This is a genomic window from Dyella sp. PARNA 12/25 (assembly GCF_055702865.1).
The window spans coordinates 509,450-527,740 of sequence record NZ_JBVQCI010000003.1 but is presented as its reverse complement, the minus strand read 5'-3'; the positions used below and the strand labels follow the sequence as shown (position 1 = coordinate 527,740).

Annotated in this window: 17 protein-coding genes; 9 read left to right on the top strand and 8 right to left on the bottom strand. The window is 61.9% G+C overall.

The features are described 5' to 3' along the window. Positions 1 to 5 precede the first annotated feature (5 nt). The 7 genes from AC0GUR_RS10070 (at position 6) to AC0GUR_RS10040 (ending at position 7,730) form a co-directional block, all read left to right on the top strand. Entirely contained in the window at positions 6 to 821 is an 816-nt protein-coding gene (locus AC0GUR_RS10070) for an SDR family NAD(P)-dependent oxidoreductase (RefSeq protein ID WP_472877321.1), read from the top strand. A gap of 229 nt (positions 822 to 1,050) precedes the next feature. Further along, positions 1,051 to 2,127: an HlyD family secretion protein gene (locus AC0GUR_RS10065; RefSeq protein ID WP_472877320.1), complete on the top strand. Its 1,077-nt coding sequence runs from the start codon at positions 1,051 to 1,053 to the stop codon at positions 2,125 to 2,127. Beyond that, complete coding sequence (locus AC0GUR_RS10060) at positions 2,124 to 3,662, top strand: DHA2 family efflux MFS transporter permease subunit (RefSeq protein ID WP_472877319.1); 1,539 nt, start codon at positions 2,124 to 2,126, stop codon at positions 3,660 to 3,662. Before AC0GUR_RS10065 ends, AC0GUR_RS10060 begins: the two co-directional genes overlap by 4 nt. Next, positions 3,652 to 5,112 (top strand): efflux transporter outer membrane subunit, encoded by a 1,461-nt coding sequence (locus AC0GUR_RS10055; protein WP_472877318.1) that lies wholly within the window; start codon positions 3,652 to 3,654, stop codon positions 5,110 to 5,112. The genes AC0GUR_RS10060 and AC0GUR_RS10055 overlap by 11 nt, the downstream gene beginning before the upstream one ends. 12 nt (positions 5,113 to 5,124) lie before the next feature. Beyond that, positions 5,125 to 5,718: a TetR/AcrR family transcriptional regulator gene (locus tag AC0GUR_RS10050; protein ID WP_472877317.1), complete on the top strand. Its 594-nt coding sequence runs from the start codon at positions 5,125 to 5,127 to the stop codon at positions 5,716 to 5,718. A 69-nt stretch (positions 5,719 to 5,787) separates the two neighbouring features. Further along, the gene (locus AC0GUR_RS10045) at positions 5,788 to 6,978 is read left to right on the top strand and encodes an acetyl-CoA C-acyltransferase (RefSeq protein WP_472877316.1); all 1,191 of its coding nucleotides are present in this window, start codon (positions 5,788 to 5,790) and stop codon (positions 6,976 to 6,978) included. A gap of 128 nt (positions 6,979 to 7,106) precedes the next feature. After that, positions 7,107 to 7,730, top strand: a complete 624-nt coding sequence (locus AC0GUR_RS10040; protein WP_472877315.1) for a DNA-3-methyladenine glycosylase — start codon at positions 7,107 to 7,109, stop codon at positions 7,728 to 7,730. 71 nt (positions 7,731 to 7,801) lie between these two features. Here AC0GUR_RS10040 and AC0GUR_RS10035 read toward each other — a convergent pair whose 3' ends face one another. Together AC0GUR_RS10035 and AC0GUR_RS10030 are read right to left on the bottom strand one after the other, a co-directional pair. Beyond that, on the bottom strand, positions 7,802 to 8,119 hold the full coding sequence (locus tag AC0GUR_RS10035; RefSeq protein ID WP_472877314.1) for a hypothetical protein: 318 nt from the start codon (positions 8,117 to 8,119) through the stop codon (positions 7,802 to 7,804). 286 nt (positions 8,120 to 8,405) lie between these two features. Then, positions 8,406 to 9,371, bottom strand: coding sequence for a GlxA family transcriptional regulator (locus AC0GUR_RS10030; protein ID WP_472877313.1), 966 nt, complete (start codon positions 9,369 to 9,371; stop codon positions 8,406 to 8,408). A gap of 122 nt (positions 9,372 to 9,493) precedes the next feature. Between AC0GUR_RS10030 and AC0GUR_RS10025 the strand changes: the two genes are divergently transcribed. Then, positions 9,494 to 10,135, top strand: a complete 642-nt coding sequence (locus tag AC0GUR_RS10025) for an HD domain-containing protein (RefSeq protein WP_472877312.1) — start codon at positions 9,494 to 9,496, stop codon at positions 10,133 to 10,135. 107 nt (positions 10,136 to 10,242) lie between these two features. Here AC0GUR_RS10025 and AC0GUR_RS10020 read toward each other — a convergent pair whose 3' ends face one another. Beyond that, a complete protein-coding gene (locus AC0GUR_RS10020; protein ID WP_472877379.1) occupies positions 10,243 to 11,865 on the bottom strand; it encodes a 3-(methylthio)propionyl-CoA ligase in 1,623 nt (540 codons plus the stop codon). Between AC0GUR_RS10020 and AC0GUR_RS10015 the strand changes: the two genes are divergently transcribed. Next, the gene (locus tag AC0GUR_RS10015; RefSeq protein ID WP_472877382.1) at positions 11,767 to 12,030 is read left to right on the top strand and encodes a hypothetical protein; all 264 of its coding nucleotides are present in this window, start codon (positions 11,767 to 11,769) and stop codon (positions 12,028 to 12,030) included. The genes AC0GUR_RS10020 and AC0GUR_RS10015 overlap by 99 nt on opposite strands. A 25-nt stretch (positions 12,031 to 12,055) precedes the next feature. Here the strand turns inward: AC0GUR_RS10015 and AC0GUR_RS10010 are convergent, their stop codons facing one another. From AC0GUR_RS10010 to AC0GUR_RS09990, 5 genes are all read right to left on the bottom strand, one after another. After that, the gene (locus AC0GUR_RS10010; protein WP_472877311.1) at positions 12,056 to 13,867 is read right to left on the bottom strand and encodes a DUF1302 domain-containing protein; all 1,812 of its coding nucleotides are present in this window, start codon (positions 13,865 to 13,867) and stop codon (positions 12,056 to 12,058) included. Between the two features lie 454 nt (positions 13,868 to 14,321). Further along, positions 14,322 to 14,873, bottom strand: coding sequence for an RBBP9/YdeN family alpha/beta hydrolase (locus tag AC0GUR_RS10005; RefSeq protein WP_472877310.1), 552 nt, complete (start codon positions 14,871 to 14,873; stop codon positions 14,322 to 14,324). A 33-nt stretch (positions 14,874 to 14,906) separates the two neighbouring features. After that, positions 14,907 to 16,232, bottom strand: a complete 1,326-nt coding sequence (locus tag AC0GUR_RS10000) for an MFS transporter (RefSeq protein ID WP_472877309.1) — start codon at positions 16,230 to 16,232, stop codon at positions 14,907 to 14,909. 112 nt (positions 16,233 to 16,344) lie between these two features. Further along, a complete protein-coding gene (locus AC0GUR_RS09995; RefSeq protein WP_472877308.1) occupies positions 16,345 to 17,403 on the bottom strand; it encodes a beta-keto acid cleavage family enzyme in 1,059 nt (352 codons plus the stop codon). A 35-nt stretch (positions 17,404 to 17,438) separates the two neighbouring features. Beyond that, positions 17,439 to 18,287: a TauD/TfdA dioxygenase family protein gene (locus AC0GUR_RS09990; RefSeq protein ID WP_472877307.1), complete on the bottom strand. Its 849-nt coding sequence runs from the start codon at positions 18,285 to 18,287 to the stop codon at positions 17,439 to 17,441. Between the last annotated feature and the right edge of the window lie 4 nt (positions 18,288 to 18,291).

Sequence of the window (18,291 nt, the reverse complement as noted above, 5' to 3'; positions counted from 1 at the left end):
TCGACATGAACAGCTTCAGCAAGGGCACGGCACTGATCACCGGCGCATCGTCCGGCATTGGCGCGGTGTACGCGGACCGGCTGGCTCGCCGCGGTTATGACCTGATCCTGGTGGCGCGCCAGCGCGACCGGCTTGACGATCTGGCGCGTCGCCTCACCGATGAGACGGGGCGAGAGGTCCAGGTGTTTCCAGCCGACCTGAGCCATCCAGCTAGCCTGGCCAAAGTCGAAAACCTCCTGCGGACCGATCGCAGTGTGTCGCTACTCGTGAACAACGCAGGCGTCGGGGCGACGACCTCGCTACTCGATTCCGACCTGGATCGCATGAGCGACCTGATCACGTTGAACGTGAATGCGCTGACGCGACTGACCTACGCCGCAGTGCCGGGCTTCGTTGAGCGCGGCGGTGGCACCGTCATCAATATCGCTTCGGTCGTGGCCATCGCCCCGGAGTTGCTCAATGGCGTGTATGGCGGAAGCAAGGCGTATGTCCTGGCGTTCTCTCAGTCATTGCGGCACGAGCTGGCAGAGAAGGGCGTGCGCGTGCAAGCGGTGCTGCCGGGCGCCACTGCCACTGATTTCTGGGAGTTGTCGGGCAGGCCGGTTAGTCATCTGCCGTCTGCCATTGTCATGACGGTCGACAACCTGGTGGACGCCGCGCTGGCAGGGCTCGATCAGGGTGAGTTTGTAACGCTTCCGGCGCTGCCCGATGCAGCCGACTGGGAAGCGTACGAAAGCGCTCGGCAGAAGCTGCTGCCCAATCTTTCGCGATCGGAACCTGCCGCGCGTTATCTCGTGGCTCCCGTCGCCAAGCGCGCCTGACGCGTTGCGGGAGTGCTGCGACGAGGTGCTTGCCCCGTCGCAGCCCGCCGATCCCACGGCGCTGACAGCGAAAAATCGCGTCGCCACCCACTGAATTACTTGCCTGCGACTGACCTGCCAGAAACCCCGTGCCGAGCAGCAAACGCTTTCGGCGTCGGGTGGCTCAGTCAGCGACACATCACGCATGCATTAAATGACGCTCATACGTCCATTCATAAGGCCCTTACCCATGTCTGCCCTCGTAGAGCCCATCGCTGAACCCACGGTCGCCGAGCGGCGCAAGAGAAACGTGATGAAACCATTGATGGCGGCCCTGGTTGGCGTGGGGCTGGCTGTCTATGGCGTGCATTGGTGGAGCACGGGTCGCTTCATTGAAGACACCGACGATGCGTACGTCGGCGGCGATACCACCGTAATCGGCTCCAAAGTGCCAGGTTACATCGGTGTCGTTGCGGTCACAGACAACCAGGTCGTGCACCAGGGCGACCTGCTGATCAAGATCGACGACCGCGATTACAAGGCAGCCGTGGCGAAGGCCAATGCTGCTGTTGCTGCACAGGAAGCGTCGTTGCGCAATCTCGATGCGCAGAAACATCTGCAAGAAAGCGTGGTTTCCCAGGCGCAAGCGACGCTGGCCGGCGCCAATGCCGAGTTCAAACGATCGAAGCTGGATAACGCGCGTTACCGCGAGCTGGCCGGTCGGGCAGCAGTTTCACTTGAAAGTGCCCAGCGTGCCGAGGCGGATTTCGCCACGGCCTCGGCTGCGTCGGATCGCGCTGTGGCGGTGATGCAGGCTTCTCAACGGCAGCTGGAAGTAATCGAAACCCAGAAGCGCCAGGTGGAAGCCGCACTCACGCAGGCGAAGGCCGAAGCCGATATCGCGGCACTCAATTTGTCCTACACCGAACTCCGTGCGCCGGTGGATGGCACCGTCGGCAATCGCCGTGCGCGTGTCGGTGCCTATGCGGCGGCAGGAAGCCAGATGCTGGTCGTGGTGCCTGCGCATGGCCTGTGGGTCGATGCCAACTTCAAGGAGGACCAGCTCGAGCACATGAAGGTGGGGCAAGAAGTGGATGTGCGCGCTGATGTGCTGCGCGGGCGCGTCTTCAAAGGCCACGTTGCGAGCCTGGCCCCGGCGACGGGGTCGCAGTTCAGTGTATTGCCGCCCGAAAATGCCACTGGCAACTTCACCAAGATTGTCCAGCGAGTGCCGGTGCGTGTCGTGCTGGATGGTGCTGATGGTGACCTTGGCGTGCTCCGCCCAGGTCTTTCCGTGACGGCAAAGATCAATACGAAAGCGCCATGAGCCTCGTCGCCCACCTCACCCCAGCGCAGAAGATCTTCGCTTTCTCGAACATGTGTCTGGGCATGTTCATCGCGCTGCTGGATATTCAGATTGTCTCTGCATCGCTGCGTGATATTGGTGGCGGCCTTTCCGCAGGTGCCGATGACACGGCCTGGGTTCAAACGGCTTACCTGATCGCCGAAATCGTGGTCATTCCGCTTTCCGGCTGGTTGAGTCGCGTGTTTTCCACGCGCTGGCTTTTCGCGATTTCCGCCGCTGGCTTTACGGTGACGAGCCTGCTTTGCGGCCTGGCCTGGGACATCCGGAGCATCATCATTTTTCGCGCAGCCCAGGGTTTTCTTGGTGGCTCGATGATTCCGCTGGTATTCACTACAGCTTTTGTGTTCTTCGAAGGGAAGCAGCGCGTCATTTCGGCCGCCACCATCGGCGCCATCGCTTCGTTGGCGCCGACCCTGGGGCCCACCCTGGGCGGATGGATCACCGACAACTACTCGTGGCACTGGCTGTTCTTCATCAACCTGGTGCCCGGTACGTTCGTCACCTTTGCCGTGCTGGCATTGGTGAAGGTCGATGAGCCGGACCTGGGTTTGCTGAAGAAGGGCGATTGGCTGGGCATCACGCTGATTGCCCTGTTCCTTGGTTGCCTCGAGTACACGCTTGAAGAAGGGCCGCGCTGGAACTGGCTGGAGGACTCCACCGTCCGCACGACAGCCTGGGTCGGTTTGATTTCCGGTGTGCTGTTCGTGTGGCGAGGGCTCACCGCCGAGCATCCCGTGGTTGATCTGCGTGCCCTCAAGGATCGCAACTTTGCACTCGGTTGCTTCTTCTCCTTTGTCACGGGTGTTGGCCTCTTCGCCACCATCTACCTGACACCGCTTTTCCTTGGGCGAGTGGAGGGCTACAGCGCTTTCCAGATTGGCAAGGCGGTGTTCTCCACTGGTGTGTTCCAGATCCTGTGCATTCCGCTGTATGCGTTCCTGGCGACTCGGGTCGATCTGCGTTGGCTACTTATGTTGGGGCTCGCGTTGTTCACGCTGTCGATGTTCGAGTTCACGCCGATCACGCACGATTGGAGTGGCCGCGAACTGCTGTTTCCCCAGGCATTGCGTGGCTTTGCGCAGCAGATGGCCATCGCTCCGACGGTCACGCTGACCTTGGGTGGATTGCCGCCGGCTCGGCTGAGGCTCGCGTCGGGCTTGTTCAATCTGATGCGCAATCTCGGTGGCGCCATTGGTATCGCCGGGTGCGCAACGGTGCTCAACGATCGCACGAATCTCCATTTCTCCCGCCTCGCGGAACACCTGACGCCGGCCAATGAAGCGATGAATAGCCTTTGGCCTGATTTGTCGGGCTACTCCGAAGCTTCGCGCGCTGCGCTTGGTCAGTTATGGCAACTGACCATGCGCGAAGCGCAAACCCTGACTTTCAGTGACGCTTTCTTCAGCATCATGTTGTGCTTCGCCGTGACCACGGTGATGGTGCCGCTGATGCGCAAGGTACAACCTGCTCAAGGGCCCTCCGCCGATGCGCACTAAACTCCTTATCGTGCTGCTCACCCTCGGGTTGGCGGGCTGCACCGTTGGCCCCGATTATGTGAAGCCGCAACTGCCCACCAACGCGACATTTCATGAGGCGAACGCCGATCAGGCCCCGGCAGCGCCTGCGTCCACTTCGCTGGATACCTGGTGGACCGGGTTCAATGATCCTGAGCTGATAAAGATCATGGATCGCGTCCTGGCGCAGAACCTGGATCTGGCGGCCTCGGAGGCGCGTGTGGAGCAGGCCAATGCCGCCGCCCGTCACGCGCATGCCAATCGACTGCCGCAAGGCGCGCTCGATGCCAGCCTCGCGAAGCAACACCAATCGGTGCTGAGCCCGCTAGGCAAAATTGGCAGCACGTTTCACGGTTATGACCGCGACCAGACGCTGACAGAGGTGGGTGCGGGTGCCAGTTGGGAGCTCGATCTTGCCGGCGGCCTGCGACGCGAGGCCGAGGCTGCCGACGCGGAGTATCAGGCTGCGGAGGCCACCCATGCTGGCGTGCGCGTGTCCCTGGCCGCGGAAGCCGCCGATGCTTACTTCCGGGTGCGTGGCGCGCAGGCGCGTATTGCCATCGCCGAAGATCAGATCCGCAACCAACAGAGCTTGCTCGATCTGGTGAAGCTTCGTGCGCAGCATGGCCTGGGCACGGCTCGCGAAACAGCGCAGGCCGAGGCACTGTTGCTGCAGGTGCAGGCAACGGTTCCTCCGCTGAAGATTGAGCGGGAGACGCAGCTCAATCGCCTCGATGTGCTGATGGGGGCGGCGCCCGGAACTTACGCCGCTGAAGTCACGCCAGAGAACCCGTCGTTCGTGGTCCCCTCCATCGATACGGCGGAAGGGCCCGCATCGCTGCTCCGTCGGCGCCCTGACGTTATCGCTGCTGAGCGTGAGCTGGCGGCAAGCAATGCACGCATCGGCGCTGCTGTGTCGCAGTACTACCCGTCGGTGTCGCTCTCGGCGTTGCTTGGTTTCAGCTCGCTGGAAACCGGCAAACTGTTCACGGGGGCGGCATTCCAGCCGGCTGCGGCGCTGGGCGTGCATTGGCGGCTATTTGATTTCGGCCGCGTGGACGCGGAAGTCAGGGGTGCAAAAGGCGCTCATGCCGAAGCGCTGGCGAAGTATCGCGGCTCCATGTTGCGCGCCACGGAAGATGTCGAGGACGCCCTCGTCAACCTCACCCAGAATGAGGCCAGGAATGCGGTTCTCAACGACGAAGTTGCTGCGCACATCAAGGCGCGCGATGCCGCGCAGGATGCCTACACGGGCGGCGCCGTCAGCCTGATCGAAGTGCTGGATGAAGACCGCCAGCTGCTGAATGCCCGCGACCTGCTTGCAAGTACCCACACCGACCAGGCGCGCGCGGCGGTTTCTGCATTCCGAGCGCTTGGTGGCGGCTGGGATGCACCCTCTTCGTCGCAAGCGTCACTGGCGTCAGAGCGCTGAGCGGAGTGTCCCATGCGATATGCCAGTCATCACAAGCAAGCGACCCGGGAACGTATCGTTGAAACGGCGTCGCGCCTTTTTCGCGAGCAAGGGTTCGATGCGGCCGGCGTGCAACGACTTATGGCAGATGCTGGTTTGACCAATGGTGCGTTTTACAACCACTTCTCGTCCAAGGAAGACTTGATCGCGAAAGCCACCGCGGCCGCCTTCAAGCAGCGCTTCGAGCGCATCCAGGAAAACATGGGCGAAGGCGGCGGCGTCGAGGGCCACATCAACAGCCACTTCTCGTTATCGCACCGTGATCATCCTGGCAGGGGCTGCCCCGTAGCGTCGCTGGCTTCCGAAGTGGCTCGTCACAGCGAAGAAGTGCGGAAGACCTTTGCCGAAGGTCTATCGCGGGTCACCGAGCTTCTGGCAGTGCAATGGCCCGACCTGCCCAAAGAGGTAGCCAGTGCACGCGCCATTGCGCTGTACGGCCTGATGGCCGGCACGATGCAGCTTGCCCGCGCCATGCCGGACGAGACGTTTTCTCGCCGAATTCTTGAGGCAGGGAAAAGCGCGGCCCTGGGAATGCTCTCCAGTGGGCAAGGCGGTGATCCGCCCTAAACACCGCGTCTGTACCCGTCGGCCCCTCATCCAATCTCTCAGCTGTGCCGAGCACAAAGAGGAATGATCATGTACGTCTCCGATCCTATTGTCATCGTTTCCGCCACCCGTACACCTCAGGGGCGCTTTCAGGGAGCACTGTCCCATCTCGCAGGTCATGCCCTGGGGAGCGTCGCGATAGGTGCGGCGCTGTCGCGCGCGGGCGTCGCGCCGGCATCGGTCGACGAAGTAATCATGGGGTGCGTGTTGCCAGCAGGGCAGGGGCAGGCGCCTGCGCGCCAAGCCGCGCTGGGTGCCGGCATTCCAAACAGCATAGGCGCGACCACAGTGAACAAGGTTTGTGGATCGGGCATGAAGGCGGTGATGTTGGCGCACGACCTTCTGAGTGCCGGGTCTGCAGAGGTGATCGTTGCGGGTGGCATGGAGTCCATGTCGGGTGCGCCTTATCTGCTGCAGAAAGCCCGCAGTGGTTATCGGGCGGGGCATGACCAGATCTTCGATCACATGATGCTTGATGGTTTGGAGGATGCGTACGAAAAGGGACGCCCCATGGGCGACTTCGGGGAAATGGCTGCGGAGCGTTATGGTTTTGACCGGGCAGACCAGGATGCCTGGGCGATAGAAACCCTGCAGCGCGCGAAGGCCGCCGCACAAAATCAGGCTTTCGCCGACGAAATCGCACCCATCGAACTGCGGGACAAGACGGGCACCACGATTCTGAAAGACGACGAACACCCACAAAAGGTCGCGGCTGAGAAGATCCCGCTACTAAAGCCGGCCTTTCGCGAGCATGGCACCATCACCGCAGCCAGCGCCTCCGCCAACGCCGATGGCGCGGCAGCCCTTGTCGTGACCCGGCGCTCCATCGCCGAAGCGAATGGCTGGCCTGTCCTGGCCATCATCAAGGGTCATGCCGCCCATGCCCAGGATCCCGCCTGGTACACCACGGCGCCTGCACCCGCCATCAGAAAGCTGCTCGCGAAACTGGACTGGTCAGTGGATAGCGTGGATCTGTTCGAGATCAACGAGGCCTTTGCGGTTGTACCCATGATCGCCGCCAAAGAACTCGGCATTCCTCGCGAGAAGATCAATATCAACGGAGGTGCCTGTGCCCTGGGTCACCCCATCGGTGCGACGGGGGCTCGGTTGCTCGTGACCCTGGTCCATGCCATGCGTCGATCTGGTGCTCGGCGAGGTGTGGCGTCGTTGTGCATCGGCGGAGGAGAGGCGACGGCAGTGGCGCTGGAAATACCGACATGAGTGCGTGTAAATGGCCATGAGCTGACGGCCCCGTCGCTCGCGCTTAACCCATACAGCCAAGTGGTTGGCTTGCCGGGTCATCGGGATGCTTAGAATGTCCCTCTCGACAAGGTGCGCGGAGTGATCGGATGCCCAAGGAGTCTCGACGATCTGTGACCTGGCCGGGCACTGTGGTGTCCCGGCCATTCTTCGATCGGCCGTCAACGTCGGTGGCGCCCGAGTTGCTCAACAAGATTCTGGCGAGCGCCGACGGTCGGGCTGGTCGCATCGTGGAGGTGGAAGCTTATGTCGGCTCCGTCGATCCGGCCGCGCATACCTACCGCGGCAAGACACCGAGAAACGCCACCATGTTCGGCCCCGCCGGGCATATGTATGTCTACTTCACCTATGGCATGCACTGGTGCTGCAACTGCGTGTGCAAGACGGGCGAGGGCGTGTTGATTCGCGCATTGGAGCCACTGTATGGCGTCGAGCAGATGGTCGACGCGCGGTCACGGGGTATCAAAGAGCGTGATCTCTGCCGCGGACCGGCCCGTTTGACGCAAGCGATGGGAATCACCGGTGCGCAGAACGGCATCGATCTGGTGCGTGCACTCGATGGTTTTGCGGTGGTGGACGATGGCATGGCGCCGCCCGGCGCACTGGTGGGCGGGCCACGCATCGGCATTCGGGTGGGCGTGGATCTTCCATGGCGATGGAGCGTGCCGAACAATCGTTACGTGTCTGGCCGCGTTGGGCTTGCCAAACATTGATCCCGGCGGTTTTGTGCACGCATCCTGAGCGGGGCATGGGCAACGCCGGCCCCGCCTGGAGTGGCTGGCGATTACGGCTCTGGATGCTCCAGTGCGTCAAATGCCTCCTCACTACCCAGCGTTGAGCTACCGGTGCGAGTCCTTGTCGTTGCGTCTGCAACCTGGGACGGGGGCAGAGTCTGCGGTCCAAGTTGGGAAGGGTAGTCGACGTTCCAGTCGGGGCGCCCATCGAAATCCGCGCGTCCGGTGGCTTCACTGGTCAGCGTGATGCGCTGCTCGTTTGATGGCGCTTGCTGCTGGCTCCGGGACAGGCTGTCCGCGGCGAATGCCTGCGAGCCGCCAGCAAGAGTGAGCATCACTGTGGCAAAAACGGCGTGTGTACTTTTCATGGCGAGATCCTCAGGTGGCTGGGTCGGCGAGTCAGATCGGCCGATGTGCCTAGAAGACCATTCCCGCGTATCCCGCATGTGTCGCGTGCTGTGCCGAACCGTATCGCAATGCGTAGGCCGGGCAGGCCAATACATTCGGATACAAAAGTTGCTGGGCCAGGGCCGTGGATGCCTTGGACACTTTCAGCGAAACCAGGCGGCAGGCTGATGTGATCTTTCCGAATACAGCACTCTTGACGATGCCAATCGATACGCCATGAACCGCCAGGCTGCCGAAACGAGTGGGTTAGTCCGGCTGCAAGGCGTGCTGTTTGCGGTACTCGGCAGGTGAGACGCCCACGTGTTTCTGAAAGGCTCGACGCAAGGTGTCGGCATTGGCGAAGCCACATTTGGCGGCCACGAGCTTAGGCGTGTCGTGACCATTTTCCAGTAGTGCACGGGCTGCAGCGACGCGTGCAGTCTCGACCCAGGCAGCAGGCGTGATGCCTACCTCCGCGTGGAACAAACGTGCAAAGTGCCTGGGGCTTAGCCCCGCACGCTTTGCCATGCTGGCTATGCTGTGGTCGGCATCCGGAGTGGCGGCAACCCAGCGCTGTACTTCCTGCAAAACGGAGCGCCCCATAGGGTGTGTCTCGCCCTTGCGGCTGAACTGCAATTGTCCACCCGGTCGCTTGAAGTACATGACCAGCTGCGCAGCAACACGTTTGGCGATATCGCGCCCCAGATCTTCCTCGACGAGAACCAGCGCCAGGTCCAGGCCCGCGGTGACTCCAGCGGCGGTGCGTAACTTTCCGTCGCGAACGTAGAGCGCGTCCTCGTCGATCTCCAGCAACGGGTAGGACTGGGCCAGATCTTCTGCCGCCGCCCAGTGGGTAGTGATGCGACGCCCGTCCAGCAAGCCCGTTGCCGCCAGCACGTAAGCGCCTGTGCAGATTGATCCGTAACGCCGGCTGCGCGAAGCCATGGTACGCAGCCATTTCAGGATATGAGGTGACAGTGTGAGCTGTCCTGCGTTCGGGGCGCCGGCAACCAGCAGGGTATCGACGCGTTCCGCATGTTCTCCAGCGACGCCGTCCGGAAGCAGGCGCACGCCGGACGAACTGCGAAGTGGGCCGCGCTGGCACGCAATGATCTTCAGCACGTAGTACTCCTTGCCCGCTTCGATGTTTGCTTGCGCGAACACGTCCAGCGGGCCGGAAACGTCGAGCAACTGAACCCCAGGCAAGGCAAGAATGGCGATAGTCTTGGTCATGGGCGATAAGCCTCACGCGCGTCCGCAATACGCGCTAAATGGCAGTATATGACGTATCTAGCCTATTGAGGACATGTGTCGGGGTGCCGAAAATGGATTCACCAAGCCTTCGGAGGCCCATCATGTCCCTCAATATCAACGGCGTCGCCATTCCTGACAGCCAGTTTGCCCGCGAGATCACCGACGTGGTTCGCGACTCGGAATCGCCACTGCTGTTCCACCATTCCAGCCGCGTTTATTACTTCGCCGCGTTGGCCGGCAAGCAGCGGGGGCTGAAGTTCGATCCGGAGCTGCTCTACTGCGGCTGCATGTTCCACGACATGGGGCTGACGCATCAGCACAGCAGCCCCAACGAGCGCTTTGAGGTCGACGGCGCAAACGCTGCCCGCGATTTTCTGAAGAGTCACGGCATCCATCAGCAGGACATCGACACCGTGTGGACCGCCATTGCGCTGCACACTACGCCGGGCATTCCGCAGCACATGCATCCCTTGGTCGCGCTGGTGACGGCCGGCGTCGAAATGGATGTGCTTGGCCTGACCTACGCCCAGTACAGCGATGCCGAGCGGGAGGCCGTGGTGCGCGCGCATCCTCGCGGCAACCAGTTCAAGGAAGACATCATCCAGGCGTTTTACGACGGCATCAGGCACAAGCCCGACACCACGTTCGGCAACGTCAAGGCCAACGTGCTCGCCGATAAGGACCCGCACTTCCATGCGAGCAATTTCTGCAGCGTGATCCGTTGTTCGGCCTGGCCGTCATGAAGCCGGAGGAGCGGCTCTTCTTTATGTGATGAGACCGCACGGGGTGATGAGTCGGCTCGATGATTTCGTGCAAGGAACCGACGTAGGCATGTCGCCAGAGCGTCGGGCTAAGCTTGTTTCGCCGCATCGAGACCGACGTAATGGTCGGCGTACTGCTCCCGCAGTTTGACCTTGAGCACCTTGCCGGTCGCACCGAGTGGAAAGCTCTCCAGGAAGACCACGTCATCCGGCTTCCACCATCGTGCCAGCTTGCCATCGAGGAACGACAGCAGTTCATCCTTCTCCAGCGCACTCCCCGTTGTTCTTGTGACGAGCAACAGCGGACGTTCGTCCCATTTGGGGTGACGCACACCGATGCACGTGGCGCTTGCCACGCCGGGGTGAAGGCAGGCGATATTCTCGATGTCGATGGAGCTGATCCATTCGCCACCGGACTTGATGACGTCCTTGCTCCGGTCGGTGATCTGCATGAAGCCGTCGTGATCGATCCTGGCCATGTCCCCGGTGGGGAACCAGCCATCACGAAGTGGTTGGCTGGATGACTCGCCGAAGTAGGCACTGGCCACCCAGGGGCCACGGACAAGCAGGTCGCCCACGGCTTCGCCATCCCAGGAGAGCGCTTTGCCATTGGGGTCGACGATCTTCATGTCGATGCCGAACACGGCGCGCCCCTGCTTGGCCTGGATGCCGTATCGCGCGTCTTCAGAGAGCATCAGGTGGTGTGGCTTGAAGCTGCAGACGGTGCCCATCGGGCTCAGTTCTGTCATGCCCCAGGCATGCAGCACATCCACTTGGTGCGCCTTCTGGAATTGCATCGTCATAGCCGTTGGGCAGGGTGCACCGCCTATCACCGTACGCTTCATCGACGAGAAGGCGCCGCTGCGTCCGGAAACATGCGAGAGCAATCCTTGCCAGATCGTGGGCACGCCGGCGGACATGGTCACCTGCTCGGCTTCGATCAGTTCGTACAACGACCTGCCATCGAGCGCCGGCCCCGGAAGCACCAGTTTCGCGCCGACCATGCAGGCGATGAAGGGTAGACCCCACGCGTTGACGTGGAACATGGGCACCGCGGGCAGGATGGTGTCACGCGCAGAGCAATGGAATGCATCAGGCAGCGCACCGGCATAGGAATGCAATACGGTCGAGCGATGGCTATACAGCACGCCCTTGGGGTTGCCCGTCGTCCCCGATGTGTAGCAGAGCGATGAGGCCGTGTTCTCATCCATGGCCGGCCATTCGAAGTCGCTCGTGTGGCTATCGATCAGTTGTTCGTAGCACAGCAGAGAGTTGTGCCCGGACGGCATACAAGCGGCGTCACACATGGCCACGAAGAGTCTGGGTGTGGACAGTCGCGCCTGCAGTGCTTCGATGATGGGCAGGAAGGTGAGGTCGAAGAAGATGGCCCGGTCATCGGCGTGTTCCACGATGTAGGCAATATGGTCGAGATGGAGCCGCGGGTTGATGGTGTGGAGCACGGCGCCGGAACCCGATACGGCGTAGTTAAGCTCCAGATGGCGGTAGCCGTTCCACGCCAACGTGGCCACGCGATCGCCGGGCAGTATGCCTAGCGCGGCGAGTGCGTTGGCCATGCGGCGCGACCGTACGCCAAGGTCGACGAATCGATAGCGATGAATATCACCTTCGACACGGCGCGACACGATTTCCCGGTCGGCATGGTGTCGGGCGGCGTGGGTCAGCAAAGACGCGACAAGCAGCGGCTGCTGCATCATCAAGCCAATCATCATCGAATTCCGCATAAGAGGCAGGGGATGTGCACGATGCGGGGTCCGAATGCCGGCCCCGCATCAAAAGGCTGGCCTTCAACGGTTTGTCGCGTGAAGGTGCCCATGGTTTTTATCGGTATTTTCATCAACCGGCATCGCCACGCATGAAGGTGGCGATGCCGGAGGGCGATGGTCAGAACGTGGTTTGGAACGTGAGGTCGATGTAGTTGCGGTCGCGCAGCAAGGATGCCAGGCCTGCGCTGGAGGTGACGACGCCGGCCGGGTTGACGGCGACCTTGCCGACGAAGCCGATGTACTTCAGATCGAAGCGATACCGCTGCTGCACGTCCGCACCGATGCCAAAGGAAAAGTTACCCATGTTTTTGTTGCCGCCGAATGTCACAGCAGAGTTGCCGGACAGGCCCATGGTGTAGGTCATCGGCGCCAGCAGATCCACACCCGGATAAACCTGGAACCAGGTCGGCGTGAAGCTCAGCTGGGTGCCAACGTAATTCCTGGTCGGCTTGTCGATGCCGGTGTAACCCGGGCTGGTGCCCTCGAAAGCGTTGGGATTCTGTGTGACTTTGTCCCAGCGGCTCCACACGAACTCGACCACGTAGTTGGCGGTATCGAACACTGGCGTCTTCGGCACCACGCCGGCAAAGTCAGTGACTGCATGCCAGGTGTCGCCACGCGCGCCCGCGGTATTGCCCTGCGTCGGTATCGTGCTGATGGCACCCGGCACCTTGGCGGCCAGCGGTGCAGGCAACAGCTGCACCGGGATGCTCACCAGCGGCATGTTGTGGCGGTAGTTCACTTCCGCACTCACACTGACGCCGAGTATCTGCTTGGCAAAGCTCAGGCCGTAGATGTCGATGTTGTCGGCATAAGTGGCCATGTACTGGCCGATATTGCCCTGCAGGATCTGCGGCACCGTGGCCATCGCCGGGTTGATATAGCAGACATTCTTCGGCAGTGGCTGGAACTTGAGCGCCTTGCAAACCGCGGCAGGCACGTTGGGCGCTACCGCCGGAGCCACCATGAACTGTGGCTGGATATCGGAGGTGTTGCGATAGTACAGGCCGATGGTGGAGTCGATGGCCTGGGGGCTCCAGTGCATCGACACGCCCCAGTCACCCGCGTCCTTTGGCGTGACGTCCTGACCGCGCAGCGCGCGCTGGGTCGCGTTGAGATAAATGGATTGGCCGCCTTGCAGCACGGCGTCGTTCGGGTCCATGTAGGAGCCCGACTCGGGATAGAACACCTGGCTCCAGGTAAGGAAGTACTGACCTTCGAAGGAGAGCGTCGGCGTCGCCTGGATCTGCGTCGAAAGCTGCGTGCGCGGGCGGAACAGTTCCTTGGCGGTCGCGCCGGGCACGGTGAGCAGCTTGCCGATGTCCAGTGGTGACTGGCCATAGCTCAATGAGTGAATCGGATTGAGCAGCGCCTCGCCCCAGAAGAGGTCGTAACGGCCAGCTTTGTTATTGAAGGTGACACCGTCGACATCAAAATTCGCGAAGGCGAAAGCATCGAGCATCTGGGCCGAAGGGCCGTTGAAATAGCGCTCGGTATAGTTGGGCAGGCCGAGCGCGGGCTGGCCATTTACGATGTGGTTGGACGAGGCTACGTGAGTATTGTCCAGCGACTCATAGGCCTGGTCGTACCAGCCGTTCGCGCTGAGACGGAAGCCATAGTTTTTCTTGTAGGCGAAATCGAACTCGCTGATGACGTCGAGGCGATTGGTGACGATGGAGTTGTTGCCGAAGTTGCGGTCACCGTCGTCGTAGTTCGGGCTGTTGAGGATCGACTGATCCTGTGAATGCGCACGGCGACCGATGTTGTAGCGAATGGTGTTGTCCCAACGGACGTCGATATCCGGATTGCCCGTATCGAACTCGACGGCATGCGCCGCGCTCATGGAGCCGAGCGCCACTGCAACTGCGAGTGCCATCAAACGGATGGTTGGCACGCCGCGGCGTTCGATCTCCCCATCAAACTTCTTCATGCAACTGTCCTCCCCCATGTCTTGCGCCTTGTCTGTAAGTCCGCCGCACAGCCAGGTATGGCATCAGCTTCACGTGCGGATACGTTTCGCCAGGCCGTCCCATGAAGTTCTCCCCAGCTGCGCGGCGAAGTTCTTTCGGGTGGTTGCTACCGCCGGGTTAGCGCTGTCGCCGGATGCGTGCCAGGTCGTGGCTCACGCACGGAAAGTGTTTCCCGCTCCGACGAAGCCGCCGGTGGTGGCTTCTGGTTTGATCAGATTCCAATCGATGCCTGCACAAGGCCCCCCCCAGTCCGGTGGGGGAGGTGGCAGTCGGTGATGACGCAAGGACAATAAAACGGGTAGGTGCGTGCGTGATGTCCGGCGACGACAGCTGCACTACGGTAAAATCGGGTTGAACGGGACATCGAGCGATCGCGCCCGCCCGGGAGCGGGCTCGCAACGCTCGCGCACCCGGTCACAGCAGGGAGTCAATCAACGCTTCGGCGACTGGCCACGGACCGTAGCCGGCCGCGGGATTGAGGTGCCCGACGTCACCCAGTTCGAACAGTAGGCCACCCCAGTCGCTCGCCAGCGTGGCGGCGCGCGGCGCGCTGCACAGCGGGTCGGTGTTGCTGCTTGCGACAATGGCAGGGAAGGGCAGGCGCGTACGGGGTATCGGTAGCCAGCCGTGATCGTGCAATGCGTCCATGGTCGGATAGCCGGCGGGCATCGGCGTTTCCAGGTCGGCGGGCGTCGCGAGCAACGCACCATGGATAGGACGATGATGCATCTGCGCCCAATGCACGGTGATCATGACGCCTGCACTATGCGCGACGAGGATGACCGGGCCATCGATGGCAGCGAGCGCTTTATCGAGCGCGGCCACACGGGCATCGCGGCTCAGCTTGTCGCGCTCCAGTGGTGGTACCGAGCGTGCCTTGGGAAGTCTGGCCTCGAGCAAGGTCTGCCAGTGGTCCGCGACGTGGTCGCGCAGACCGGGAACCATGAGGATCGTCGGGCTCGTCACTTGGGTATCCGTCGACTGTCGATGTAGAAGTGGTCAGGCTTCCGTGGCAAGCGCCACGTTCTGCACGCGTGCGATGTCCCCGGCGTAGCGGGTGCGGCCGATCCAGAAGGCGCACGCAGCAAACAGTGCCATCAGGGGAATCAGCTTGAATGCGTCCTGCAATCCGACGTGATCAGCCAGCATGCCGGTGAGCAATGGCCCTGGCGCAAGGCCCAGCAGATTGTTGGCGAGCGTAAGCGTTGCAAAGGCGGTGGCATGAATCGGCGATGGAGTGAGATTGGCAACCATAGCGCCGGCTGGACCACAGGTACCTGCAACCAGGAACATGCCGACGCCGATGACGGCGAGCTGGGTGACGCCGGGTTGAAGCTGAAACGCCACGCCGAGAATGAGCGCAGTGGTCAGGCAGTAAACGATGGCCATCGCCAGCTTTCGCGGCGGCGAATGGCGGCATACGCGGTCGGTGACCACGCCACAGATGACCATGCCGATGGCGCCGATCAGCACGAATGCAGCAGCGGTGACGCCGGCTTTGTCGGGCGTCATCGCATAGTAGCGGTTGAGGTAGCTGGGCATCCACGCAATGACGGCAGCCATGATGAACAACTGCAGGCCACTGCCGACGTAGGCGCAAATCACTGACGTGGACGAGAAGAGGCCCGCAAACAGGTTGCGCAGCGACAGGCTGAAACCCGGACGGTTGTTGCGCGACTCCCTGGCTGCGGCATCACTGCCACGAATCCGCCGCTCGTTGACCGTCAACGCGTAGGTCACGACGAGCGCGGCACCGAAGATCGCCATGGCAACGAAGGCCGAGCGCCAGCCGAATCGAGCAGCGAATACACCACCAACGGCCATGCCAACCACTGATCCAAAAGCGCCACCCGCCATGAAGGCACCGGTCAGCGTGGAGCGCAAATGGGGCGGAAAGATGCTGATGATCAGCGCGATGCCCACGCTGCCGTAAGCGGCCTCGCCGAGGCCGACAAAGAATCGGGCCGTCAGCATCTGGCCGTAGTTGGTGGCGATGCCGCAAGCGAGAGTGGCGAGACTCCACAGCGTCGCCATCAGAAGAATGCTGCGCACGCGCCCCCAGCGATCCGCCATGACGGAGAGCGGAAACGTCAGCACACCCACCAGCAGGGCGACGATGCCGGACAGCGAGCCGAGCTGGGTATCCGAAAGCGCCCACTCGGCCTTCAGCAAAGGAAAGACGGCGTTGAGCACCTGGCGCGACATGTAGTCCGACAGCAGCAGGCCGAAGGTGAGCGCAAAGACCAGCCATGCATACACGCGCGGCTTGTCTATCGACGTGGCCGGTGTGCCCAGTGTTGATGCCTCGACGTAGTGCAATCCCAAGGTGGTCTCCTCGCCGGCATCGTTGCCGGATGTGATGGCGTGGCGGCGAGCGTCACGCTTTGGTCCAACGGGAAGGGTGCCAACGACACCCCGTCCGATGGGCCGTTACGACTCAGGCTGCGAGTTCGGCCAGGCCAAGCTTTCCCGGCTTGCGATTCGGCGAGAACCCGTTGGCTGCCAAGGTCTCGTCGACAGTGTCGTAAAACACGCCGATCTTGAGGATCTCGCGCGCCTCCTTGCCGTTGGCGATGTCGCGACCAAACTCGCGAGAAATGCGTACCAGCTGCTCAATCTGCTGCACCGTCGTCACCTTGCCGGTGCGCGACTGGTTCCACAGGTTGTCCTCGATGCCGCAGCGCACATGCAGGCCCATGGCGATGCCCATCATGTTGATGGGCAGCACGTTGCGCATGCTGCTTTCCACCGTGAGCATGGTGCCGTCAGGGATGGCGCGCAGGAAGTTGGCCAGGCTGTAGACGGTGGGCTGATCCATGCCGCCGCCGATGGCTACCCAGTTGCACACCAACGGGCCCTTGTAGACGCCGCGGCGCATCAGTCGCTCCACCGTCTCGAAGCTGTTGATGTTGTAGAACTGAAAAGCGCTCTGGATGCCGGCTGCGGTCAGGCGCTTGATGTGCTCCTCGATGAAGCTCGGGCCAGACGGCACGATCATTTCGCGATAGGCCTGGTAGGTCTCTGCCTCGGCCAGGGAGGTACCCGCGAGGTCAGCCATCTCCATCTGCTCAACCACGTTCATCTGGGTCGTATTGACGGTGACCGTCACCTGATCCGGTTTGGGATCGAGCTCGGCCAGCATGTGGCGGGTATCGTCTTTCAGCCACTTGGCGCTCGCGCCATGGGTTTCCGGTGCGAAGGAGATCGAGCCACCAACCTGGATAACCATGTCCGGCACCGCCTTGCGCACGCCGGCGATCAGTTCATTGAACATGGAAAGGCGCTTGGAACCGCTGCCGTCCAGTTCGCGCACGTGCAAATGCAACACACTGGCGCCTGCGTTGTAGCAGTCAACGGCCTTCTGGATCTGTGCCTCCATGGTGACCGGAATGTCCTCGGGGAAATCCGAGGGGATCCACTCGGGACCATAAGGTGCAGCGGTGATGACCAGCTTGTCCTGGTACTCGGGAAACAGCGAACCGTCGAGGAAGTTCATGGCGTGTCCTGTTGCTCTGTAGTGGAGGTTTTGGTTCAGAACGTGGCGTCGCCGACGATGCCAGCGCGCTCCATCTTTCGATCGCAGGGCGGGTAGTCCATGACCGCGTAGTGCTGGGTGGAACGGTTGTCCCAGATGGCGATGCTGTTCTTGCTCCAGCGCCAGCGCACCTGGAACTCGGGTATGCAGGCCTGGCTGATCAGGTAGTTGAGCAGGAGACCCGAGCCCGGATTGGCATCCTGGCCGAAGCACACGTTGTCCTTCGTGTGGAAGTTGGTGAAGTGGGTGGTGAACGCGTTGACGAACAGCACCTTCTCGCCCGTCTCCGGGTGCGTGCGCACCACGGGATGCTCGGCATCCGGAAATTGTTTCTTCAGTGCCAGCCGGCGCTCGATCGGCATGGCGGCGCCAAACGAGGCTTCAATGCTGTGGCTCGCGCGCAGGCCGGCAATCTGCGTCTTGACGTGCGCAGGCAACATCTCGTACGCCGACACCATGTTGACCCACATGGTGTCGCCGCCAACCGGCGGGCATTCCACGCAGCGGAGCACGCAACCCATCGGCGGAATCGCGCGCCACGTGGCATCGGTGTGCCAGGCGTTCTCGTAGCGTTCGATCGGCACGTCGGGGGTCTTGTAGATCTGCACCAGTCCCGGTGCATCCGGGTGGCTGGGTGCGACCGGATGGTCCTCCAGCTCGCCAAAGCGACGCGCGAAGGCGACGTGGTCCTGGCGACTGATGTCCTGGTCGCGCAGGAACAGCACGCGGTGTTTCAACAGCGCTGACTTGATCTCGGTGAACAGGTCATCGCTGTGCACCGCGTCGGCGAGGTTGACGTCGAGCAGTTCGGCGCCGATGTTGCAGGTGAGTTGCTCAATACGCATGGCG